This is a genomic window from Arthrobacter sp. Y3225116 (genome assembly GCF_059091245.1).
Window position 1 is genome coordinate 1 of sequence record NZ_JBNHGL010000107.1, and the last position, 9,441, is coordinate 9,441.

General features: G+C 67.7%; 9 protein-coding genes. 3 read left to right on the top strand and 6 right to left on the bottom strand.

Features of this window, described 5'->3' with window-relative positions; translation table 11 throughout:
* The 4 genes from AC5RV2_RS10890 to AC5RV2_RS10905 all read right to left on the bottom strand — a co-directional run.
* The coding region (locus tag AC5RV2_RS10890) for a DNA polymerase III subunit alpha (RefSeq protein WP_494092342.1) at positions 1-3,416 on the bottom strand (3,416 nt) is incomplete at its 3' end.
* Positions 3,417-3,515: 99 nt separating this feature from the next.
* Positions 3,516-3,830 (bottom strand): DUF6504 family protein, encoded by a 315-nt coding sequence (locus AC5RV2_RS10895; protein WP_493977563.1) that lies wholly within the window; start codon positions 3,828-3,830, stop codon positions 3,516-3,518.
* Between the two features lie 200 nt (positions 3,831-4,030).
* A complete protein-coding gene (locus tag AC5RV2_RS10900) occupies positions 4,031-4,465 on the bottom strand; it encodes an SRPBCC family protein (protein ID WP_494092343.1) in 435 nt (144 codons plus the stop codon).
* A 139-nt stretch (positions 4,466-4,604) separates the two neighbouring features.
* Complete coding sequence (locus AC5RV2_RS10905; protein ID WP_494092344.1) at positions 4,605-5,312, bottom strand: SOS response-associated peptidase; 708 nt, start codon at positions 5,310-5,312, stop codon at positions 4,605-4,607.
* Between the two features lie 94 nt (positions 5,313-5,406).
* Between AC5RV2_RS10905 and AC5RV2_RS10910 the strand changes: the two genes are divergently transcribed.
* From AC5RV2_RS10910 to AC5RV2_RS10920, 3 genes are all read left to right on the top strand, one after another.
* A complete protein-coding gene (locus AC5RV2_RS10910; RefSeq protein WP_127512700.1) occupies positions 5,407-5,664 on the top strand; it encodes a glutaredoxin domain-containing protein in 258 nt (85 codons plus the stop codon).
* Between the two features lie 165 nt (positions 5,665-5,829).
* Positions 5,830-6,918 carry an S-(hydroxymethyl)mycothiol dehydrogenase gene (locus tag AC5RV2_RS10915; RefSeq protein ID WP_494092345.1) on the top strand — a complete coding sequence of 363 codons (1,089 nt, stop codon included), beginning with the start codon at positions 5,830-5,832 and terminating at the stop codon, positions 6,916-6,918.
* Positions 6,915-7,544, top strand: a complete 630-nt coding sequence (locus tag AC5RV2_RS10920) for an MBL fold metallo-hydrolase (RefSeq protein WP_494069115.1) — start codon at positions 6,915-6,917, stop codon at positions 7,542-7,544. The genes AC5RV2_RS10915 and AC5RV2_RS10920 overlap by 4 nt, the downstream gene beginning before the upstream one ends.
* Here AC5RV2_RS10920 and AC5RV2_RS10925 read toward each other — a convergent pair.
* Entirely contained in the window at positions 7,475-8,059 is a 585-nt protein-coding gene (locus AC5RV2_RS10925) for a DUF4262 domain-containing protein (protein ID WP_494092346.1), read from the bottom strand. The two genes, AC5RV2_RS10920 and AC5RV2_RS10925, sit on opposite strands and share 70 nt — an antisense overlap.
* 97 nt (positions 8,060-8,156) lie before the next feature.
* Positions 8,157-9,266 carry a GTP 3',8-cyclase MoaA gene (moaA, locus tag AC5RV2_RS10930; protein WP_494092347.1) on the bottom strand — a complete coding sequence of 370 codons (1,110 nt, stop codon included), beginning with the start codon at positions 9,264-9,266 and terminating at the stop codon, positions 8,157-8,159.
* Between the last annotated feature and the right edge of the window lie 175 nt (positions 9,267-9,441).

The window sequence follows — 9,441 nt, forward strand, 5'->3', positions numbered from 1 at the left end:
CCGCGTCCTGCCGCGGCCCCGGCAGGAACAGGGCGCCCCGGCAGCGGCAGGCTGGCGGTGTCCGAAAGGTCCCATGCCTCCAGCGCCTGCAGCCCGATTCCCCGGGGGCCGGTCCGCCGGGTGAGGCCCCGGATGAGCAGCATCTCGGTGCCGAACAGCAGCGGGCCGGAGCGTTCCTGGGCTTCCTGGAAGAAGGTGGCGTCCACGCAGCCGGTGCCGTCGTCCACGCTGATGAATACCACCCGCCGGCCGCCGCGCATGGGCGGTGTCTGGGTGGCCACACGGATGCCGGCCACCATCACTTCGCTCCCGTTGCGCAGGTGCAGCAGGTCCTGGGCCTGGGTGACTCCGAGTTGGGCCAGCAGCGGAGCGTAGCTCTCCATCAGGTGGGAGCTGGCGTCGATCGAGAGCAGGTCCAGTTCGGTGCGCACCTTGTCCACAGTGGTCGGTTCCGGGAAGACCGGGACCAGATGGCGCAGCTCCAGGTCCCCCAGCGGCAGGGACAGCTGGCCCTCGGTGGGCTGGTAGCGCTGGGGAACCGGGCGGGTGTCCGGCTGGTCCAGATGGTAGACCAGATCCGTCCGGCTGGCCGCCCGGCCGCCGCGCTGGCCGGTCCTGCGGTTCAGCTCGTCGAAGGCGCCCAGCTGGGCCAGGCGTTTGAGCGCGGGTTTGCCGACCTTGGCCCGCGCGCGCAGGTCGGCCAGCGATTCGTACGGCTGGCCGGCGACGATGCGTTTGAGCTCGGCCGCCGAGAGCCCGTAGATGCCGGTCAGGCTAAGCCGGATCCCCAGCTTTTCGCCGGAGCCGGAGGGAACGCGTTCCACCTGGTAGCGGTCCGTGCTGCGGTTGATGTCTAGCGGCAGGATCGGGATGCCCAGCCGCCGCGCTTCGGCCACCAGCAGGCGCAGCGGGTACATTCCCGGATCGTGCTGCCACAATCCGGCCAGGAACGCCTCGGGATGGTGGGCCTTCAGCCAGGCCGTCTGGTAGGTGGGCACGGCGAAGGCGGCCCCGTGGGCTTTGCAGAAGCCAAAGCTGCCGAAGGACTTCAGCGTGCCCCACACCGTGTCGACCACCTCCGGCGGATATCCCCGGCCCAGCGAGGCGCTGCGGAAGTATTCCTCCACCGCGGGTTCGGCTTCCTCGTTGCCCAGCAGCCGGCGGAATTCGTCCGCCTTGGCCAGTCCGCAGCCGGTGAAGACGTCGAAGGTCCGCAGGACCTGTTCGTGGAAGATCGTGACGCCGTGGGTTTCCTTCAGGACCGGAATCAAATCGGGGTGCGGGAAGCGCTCCGGCGCCCAGCCATGGCGGTGTTCCAGGAACGGCCGGACCATATCCGATTGCATCGGGCCCGGGCGGAACAGCGAAATGTCGATAATCAGGTCGTTGAAGTCCCGCGGGGCCATCTTGCCCACCAGTTCGCGCTGGCCCGGCGATTCGATCTGGAAGCATCCCAGGGTGTGGGTGCTGCGGATCAGCTCGTAGGTCGGCTCGTCGTCCAGCGGAACCTGTTCCAGGTTGATGGTCCCGTCCGCGGCAATGTAGTCGGGCCCGGTTCCGTCCTCGCCCACCGGGTGCCGGCCGGCTGCCGTCACGGCGTCCTTGTCCGGATGGATGCGGGCTATTTCCTTGAGCGCGCAGGCGATGGAACTCTGCATCCGCACGCCCAGCACGTCCAGCTTGAGCATGCCCATCGGGTCCATGTCGTGTTTGTCGAACTGGCTCATCGGCAGCCCCAGCCCGCTTGGCTGGGTAGGGGTGCGGTCCAACAGCGAGCTGTCGCCCAGGATCACGCCGCAGGGGTGCATGGAGATATGCCGGGGCAGCCGGTCCAGGCGTTCGGTCAGATCCACCAGCAGGTCCAGCTGCTGGTTCTGCTCCACCTGGGCGGAAAACGCGCGCAGCTCCGGCTTCTCCGCCATCGCCTCACGGAACTGGCGCGCGGAGAACCGCCAGAGCTGTTTGGCGATGCCCGAAATCTCCTCCTCCGGCAGGCCCAGCGCCAAGCCGGCGTCGCGGACCGCCCCGCGGGCACGGTAACCGTTCTGCATGCTCATCAGGGTGACCCGCTGGCTGCCGAATCGGTCGAAGATCTTTTGATAGACGTTGTGCCGCTCTGCGCTTTCCACATCGATGTCGATGTCCGGCAGGGTGGAACGGTCCTGGGAGAGGAAGCGCTCGAAGATCAGCCCGTGGTCCAGGGGGTTCACGTGGCTGATGTAGAGCAGGTAGTTCACCAGGCTCGAGGCACCCGACCCCCGGGCCGCGGCGCGCACACCCATCCCGGTGATCATGCGCGACACTTCGGCCACCGTCAGGAAGTAGGAGGCGAAGCCCAGCCGCGAGATGATGCCCAGCTCGTGGGCCAGCCGGTCCCGCAGTTCCTTCTCCGCCCGTCCGGACATCCCGCCAAACCGTTCCGCGATGCCGGTTTCGCAGCGCTGGACCAGCTCGGCCACGGGATCCCCGTCGATCCCGATGACGGAGGCTTCGGGGACCACCGGGCGCTTGAACCCCATGTCCTCGTATGGATCCATGCGGCACCGGTCGGCCACCGCTTCCGTCGTCGCCAGCAGGCGGATGACGTCCTTGCTTCCGCCGCCGGCTGCCTGCACGATTTCCCGCGCCAGGGCCTGCATCCGGTCGGGGGATTTCAACCAGCCCTGGGCGCTCGGCTGCAGATCCGGCAGCTTGGACAAGGCTGTCAGCGCCCTCGCCGAGTCCAGCACATCAGCAGTGGCGGCGCCGTCCTCTTCGCAGTAGCGCACGGCGTTGGTCAGCACTGCGGGAAGATTCAGCTCCCCGGCCAGGTTAAGCATCCGCACCGCGTGGGCGGTACTGAGGTTCTCCCCCGGGGCACTCAGGTGGGAGACGATTTCCACTGCCAGCGACCCGGCCGGCAGTCCGCTGCGCCAGCGTCCGGCCAACCGGCGGGCTTCGGCGTAGCTGCGGCGGCGCAGCGCCTGTCCGACGTCGGAAAAAGGGCCGAGCAGCACCGTCAGGGCAGGTTCGCCGTCCGGAATACCGGCATGCAGGGCGAGTTGATCCACCGTCACGCCGGGCGTCCGGCGGCTGCCGGCACGCCCGCGGGCAGCTGTGCCGGCATGGGCTTCAGAAATCAGGCGGCAGAGCGCATGGTAGCCCCTGCCCTGGTTCCCGCCGTGGGCCAGCACCACAACGCGGCCGGTGTCCCGGCCGCCGCCGTCTTGGACGGCCAGGTCCACGCCGACTATCGGATCCATCCCCGTGGCCAGGCATGCCTTCAGGTGCTTGACCGTGCCGTAGAGGCCGTCCCGGTCGGTGCAGGCCAAGGCGTCGGCTCCGAAGGAAGCGGCCGCTGCGGCCAGTTCCTCCGGCCAGGAGACACCGTAGTGGGCACTGTACGCCGTGGATACGTGCAGGTGGGTGAAGCTCATGGACATTCCAAACAACGGTTGGGTCTCAGGATCGGCATCCGGCGGACTGCCGGGGCGAACCGGGGGCTGGGAGAAAGGCCGGCGGGAACCGCGGTGCCGTCAGGCGCTCAGCTCCCGGACGGCATCATGGACGCGGATCAGGCGCCAGCGTCCGGTATCCACCTGATGGGAAAGGTCCAGGGTGCGGATCTGCGACCGGCCATTCAGCCGCGCCTGCACCCGCCAGATCTCATGGTCCACCAGCCCTGCGCCCCTGCCCCGTTCCGCACGCAGTTCCTCCGCCCACCATTTGCGGCGTTCGTACCAACGCACCGGTTCCGCGACGATCCGGTAGCTCCTGCCCTGCCAGCGCAGCCGGAGCGGCTGTCCGGCAGGGGAACACACAACGTCAACTGCTTCACTGAAAACACCCATGTCCCAGTCGCCTTTCATCTGGACAACGGGTCATAATCCCCGGCGAGCGCCCCTGCCAACACGCCCGCCGAAGAACTTGACCCTCTTATTCTATTCGAATATGTATTCGAATCCAAGATCAAGCGTAGGTTCGGGCACTGACAAAATCTGGCCGCCCCACGACGGCTGCCCAGCGTGCCGCAGTACGGCGGCCAAGGAGCCTAGACCTCGTGCTCGGCGAGGTACTTCACGTCGCCGACCAGCTTGTCCCACATCAGCTTGGAATGTTCCGCCGCCTCGGCGGTCTCGTTGTTGTCCTGCGACAGCGTGAACTCCGTGCCGCCCGGAACTTCCTCCAGCGTCCAGACGAGACGGTGGTAGTTCTCGGGCAGGTCCTCCTGGCCGGACAGCGGGCTGAAGTGCGTGACGACCAGCCGCCGTCCGGGTTCGAACTCCAGCACCTGGCCCTTGTCCTCGTACGCCTTGCCCTCCCACTCACCCCGCCATCGGATGGGCCCGCCGACGCTCCATTCGGTCTGCACGTCGGTGCCGAACATGAATCCCCTGATGGCTTCGGGGTCCGTGATCACCGACCAGACACGGTCCGGCGGCGCCGCAATCGTCGCCGTCGAACTGGCCACGTACTGTCCGGGCATGGTTTCCTCCCCTGGTTCCCGCCTTGGCGGCGCGGGTCCGGCTACTCCATCCCAGCTTCCGGCAGCCGGGGCCGGCGCACAATGGCTGCGGGGACGCCGCTCAGGGCACGATCCCCGCTTCCGGGCCGCCGGACGGCAGTCATGCTGCCTCGTCGATGAGGTCGGGCCCGTTGTTGCGCACGTTGTTGACCTTCGAACTGACCCGCCGCGGGACAAGATGCGGTTCGGGCATGGCGTCCAGCAACTGCCGCACGTCGGCCTCGGATGTTGTTTCCGGATCCAGCCAGTCCGCATAGAGGCCGGGCGGAACGATCAGCGGTGTCCGGTCATGGATATGCCCGAGCGCATCGGCCGCCTGGGTGGTGATGATGGTGCAGGTGCGCAGCCACTTCTCCGGGTGGTCTTCGGGCAGCGCCGGGTCCGGCCAGTTTTCGAACAAGGCCGCGAAAGCCAGCGCCTCTTCACCTTCGCCGTGCAGGTAGGTCGGGATCTTGCCGTCCTCGGTCTTCTGCCATTCGAAATACCCGTCGGCAACAAGCAATCCGCGCTTCCTGGCCGCCGCCTTGCGGAACGAGGGTTTCTCCGTCACGGTCTCCATCCGCGCGTTGATCAGGCGGGCGCCGGAGCGCGGGTCCTTGGCCCACGGCGGCACGAGGCCCCACCGGGCCACGATGAGTTTCCGGGACACTCCCTCGCCGTCGGCCTGCTTGCGGTCGATGATCAAGGGGACCTCGTCGGTCGGTGCCACGTTGTAGGAAGGCTGGATCTCTTCGACATAGGACTCATCGACGTCGAAGGAAGCCACCAGGTCGCCGGTGCTCCGGGCCATGACGTATCTGCCGCACATGCCTCCATTATGGTCCAGCCGCCAGGCGCCGGGAATGACCGCGCCCGGTGCGACGTTGACATGTACACAAGCTTTCAGACCAGAAGGAGCCATCTTGGATTACACACCTGCTGCCGGAACCGTCACCATGTTCTCCACCACCTGGTGCGGGTACTGCCGCCGCCTGAAGACCCAGTTCGATGCGCAGGGCATCGGCTACACCGAGATCAATATCGAAGAGGTCCCCGGCACCGCGGAGCTCGTCGAGAAGCTCAACGACGGAAACCAGACGGTTCCCACCCTGCTCTTCCCGGATGGCAGCAGCGCCACGAACCCGCCGCTCTCGCTGGTCAAGGAACGCCTGGGCGTCTAGCAGCGGCAGGCTCCGCCGGCGGAATTCTGACCGCGGGCCCACGGGGCGCCGCAGTTTCCATAACAATCGTTTTGGAAATTGTGGCGCCCCTGTTTTGTTCCTAGGATGGGGCAGGACGGCCGACGACGGCCTCGCCAGACTTCGCTAGGAAGGAATCACTCCCGCATGGTTCACAAGGTTCGGGCAGTAGTGGCCCTGGAAAAGAATGCTCCGGTCTCCATCGAAACCATCCTGGTTCCCGATCCGGGCCCGGGCGAGGCGCTGGTGGACATCCTCACCTGCGGCGTCTGCCATACCGATCTGCACTACAAGCAGGGCGGGATCAACGACGACTTCCCGTTCCTGCTCGGCCACGAAGCCACCGGCGTGGTCAGCGCCGTCGGCCCCGACGTGACCGATCTTGAGCCCGGCGACCGCGTCATCCTGAACTGGCGCGCCGTGTGCGGCGAGTGCCGGGCCTGCCGGCGCGGCGAGGCCCAGTACTGCTTCAACACGCACAACGCCACCCAGAAGATGACCCTCGAGGACGGCACCGAGCTCTCCCCCGCCCTGGGCATCGGTGCCTTTGCCGAGAAGACCCTGGTGGCCGCCGGCCAGTGCACCAAGGTGGACGACGACGTCGACCCGGCGGCGGTCGGACTGCTCGGCTGCGGCATCATGGCCGGCATCGGCGCGGCGATCAACACCGGCGAGGTCAAGCGCGGCGAATCCGTGGCCGTGATCGGCTGCGGCGGCGTGGGCATCGCCGCCATCGCCGGTGCCAAGCTGGCCGGCGCCACCACGATCATCGCCGTCGACATCGACGACAACAAGGTCGAGTTGGCCAAGTCGCTCGGTGCCACGCACGGCATCAACTCGAAGGAACAGGACCCGGTGGAAGCCATCCGGGCGCTGACCGGAGGCAACGGCGCCGACGTCGTGATTGAAGCGGTCGGACGTCCGGAAACGTACAAGCAGGCGTTCTACGCCCGCGACCTCGCCGGGCGCGTGGTCCTGGTGGGAGTCCCCACGCCGGACATGAAGATCGAACTGCCGCTGCTGGACGTGTTCGGCCGCGGCGGCTCGCTGAAGTCCTCCTGGTACGGCGATTGCCTGCCGTCCCGCGACTTCCCGATGCTGGTCAGCCACTACAAGCAGGGCAACCTGGACCTGGACGCCTTTGTCACCGAGCGGATCAAGCTGGACGAGGTTGAGGCCGCGTTCGACAAGATGCACGAGGGCAAGGTGCTGCGTTCGGTGGTGGAGGTAGCATGAGCGCGGCAATCGAAAACCTGGTCACCTCGGGCACGTTCTCGCTGGACGGCGGCACCTGGGACGTGGACAACAATGTGTGGATCGTCGGCGACGCCACCGAGGTCATCGTCATCGACCCGGCCCACGATCCGCAGGCCATTGCCAACGCCGTCGGCTCCCGGACCGTGAAGGCCATCCTGCTCACGCACGGTCACGACGACCACATCCGCGCCGTCGGTGAATTCCGGGACCTGGTGAAGGCACCGGTTTACCTGCACGACGCCGACCGGATGCTCTGGGACGCCGTCTTCCCGGACAGCGCACCCGACCACGCGATCGAGGACGGCGACACCTTCGAGATCGCTGGGGCGCGGCTGCAGGCCATCCACACTCCGGGCCACTCCCCCGGATCGGTCTGCTTCCACCTCGCCTCGCAGAACGTGCTGTTCAGCGGCGACACGTTGTTCAACGGCGGTCCGGGCGCCACCGGCCGCAGCTACTCCAGCTTCGAGACGATCATCGAGTCGATCAAGGGGCGGCTGCTGACGCTGCCGGCCGAGACCACGGTGAAGACCGGTCACGGCGATGCCACCAGCATCGGCGCCGAGGCACCGCAGCTCGACGAGTGGATTGCCCGCGGGCACTGACAACGGTCCGCTAAACCTGCTACACCGCCCGTGCTCAACCCGGCTTCGGCCTGAGCACGGGCGGGTGTTCCATACAGGGGCTGGGTCAGCACGTCCGGGACGTCCTGCTGCCACGGAAACAGCCCTTCCCCGTCGGCCCAGATGGCCTGCAGGCCGCGCAGCCGGCCTTTGTAAATATCTGCCGCGACCAGGAGCACATCCTCCGGCCGCTCAATCCGGGCCAGCGCCACTTTCCGCGGCCGCAGCGGTACTTCCATCCCCGCCACCTGGGTGCGGCCATGGTGCAGCACCCGGTGCGCCAAGAGGCTGAGAATGGCATGCGTTTCCGCCAAGGCCCGTCCGGTCAGCAGTATTTCGGGATGCTGAACCTGGGTCAGCCCGATGGTGTAGCCAAAAGCGGTGTTGTCGGCGTCCCCCTCGACGATCATGCATTGCCAGCCGTACTTGTCGATGGTTTGCAGCGTCTTCTCCCTGGCCTCCCGATGCGTCATGCCGTTGCAGATATCGCACACCATGGGCTCCTCTTGCCGATGGATTGAATTGTCCAGCCAGTCTGCATCCGCATCCGCTGCAACGGCACCGGCGATTGCGCCGATGTGGATAAGTGGGGCCCTAGCCGCCGATATAGTGCATCTCCACTTTCCGCCCCGGCCAGCCGGCGCCAGGCGGGGCAGCTGTCCCGGCCGGAGTCCTGCCGGAACGTGGGTCAACGCCCGCGGTCTCGGCGCCGCGCAGTTCCGAGTAGCGGTCCGAGCGGCGGCGCCAGACGCCGGACAGCACGCGGGCCAGTTCGCCGTCGTCCGCGCCGCCGCGCAGCAGGGCGCGCAGATCCGTTCCGCCGGTGCCGAACAGGCAGGTGAACAGCTTCCCGTCGGTGCTCAGCCGGGCGCGGGTGCAGCCGTGGCAGAACGCCTGCGTGACGCTGGAGATGGTCCCGATTTCGCCGCCGCCGTCGCGGTACCTGAAGCGGGTGGCCGTCTCCCCGGGGTACCGGGGTGCCAGCGGTTCCAGCGGAAGGTCGGCGTCGATCCGCCGCACGATCTCGGCCGACGGGACCACCTGCTCCAGGTTCCAGCCGTTGGTCGTGCCCACATCCATGTACTCGATGAACCGGACGATGTGGGGTGTGCCGTGGAAGTGGCGCGCCATGGCCGGGACGCCGCCGTCGTTCTGGCCGCGCTTGACCACCATGTTGACCTTGACCGGGCCCAGCCCGACCGCGGCCGCGGCCTCGATGGCCTCCAGCACCGCGGCGACGGGATAGTCGACGTCGTTCATGGCGCGGAAGGTGGCGTCGTCGACCGAATCCAGCGAGACGGTCACCCGGGACAGCCCGGCCGCCTTGAGCGCCTCGGCCTTGCGGGCCAGTGCCGAGCCGTTGGTCGTCATCGCCAGGTCCAGCGGACGGCCTTCGGGCGTGCGGAGCGCGGCCAGCCCGGCGACCAGGTCCTCGATCCCCCGCCGCAGCAGCGGTTCGCCGCCGGTCAGCCGCAGCTTCTCCACCCCTTCCGCGGCCGCGATCCGGGCCACCCGGACGATTTCGTCGAAGGTCAGCAACTGGTCCTTGGGCAGGAACACGAAGTCGCGGCCGAACACTTCCCTGGGCATGCAGTAGACGCAGCGGAAGTTGCACCGGTCGGTGACGGAGATCCGCAGATCCCGCAGGGGCCGGCCCAGTGCGTCGTCGAGGGTGTGCGGACCGTGCTGTGCTGGCCCGTCCATGGTGTGCCTCCGCTGCCGGGGACTCGAAGTCCCCTCCAGACTAGGCTGGCCGGGCGTTCACTACAACGGGGCCGGTTCCGGGACCTGCAGGCGGGCCAGCAGGTCGGGAAACGCCCCGTCCGCCACGTCGGCGTAGCCGGCGTACGCCGCCCGCAGCGCCCGCTCCACCGAGCCC

Excerpts from the sequence above, each read along its gene's own strand:
- moaA (WP_494092347.1), bottom strand. The coding sequence starts at position 9,266 with ATGGACGGGCCAGCACAGCACGGTCCGCACACCCTCGACGACGCACTG.
- AC5RV2_RS10920 (WP_494069115.1), top strand. The coding sequence starts at position 6,915 with ATGAGCGCGGCAATCGAAAACCTGGTCACCTCGGGCACGTTCTCGCTG.
- AC5RV2_RS10905 (WP_494092344.1), bottom strand. The coding sequence starts at position 5,312 with ATGTGCGGCAGATACGTCATGGCCCGGAGCACCGGCGACCTGGTGGCT.
- AC5RV2_RS10925 (WP_494092346.1), bottom strand. The coding sequence starts at position 8,059 with ATGGTGTGCGATATCTGCAACGGCATGACGCATCGGGAGGCCAGGGAG.
- AC5RV2_RS10895 (WP_493977563.1), bottom strand. The coding sequence starts at position 3,830 with ATGGGTGTTTTCAGTGAAGCAGTTGACGTTGTGTGTTCCCCTGCCGGA.
- AC5RV2_RS10900 (WP_494092343.1), bottom strand. The coding sequence starts at position 4,465 with ATGCCCGGACAGTACGTGGCCAGTTCGACGGCGACGATTGCGGCGCCG.
- AC5RV2_RS10915 (WP_494092345.1), top strand. The coding sequence starts at position 5,830 with ATGGTTCACAAGGTTCGGGCAGTAGTGGCCCTGGAAAAGAATGCTCCG.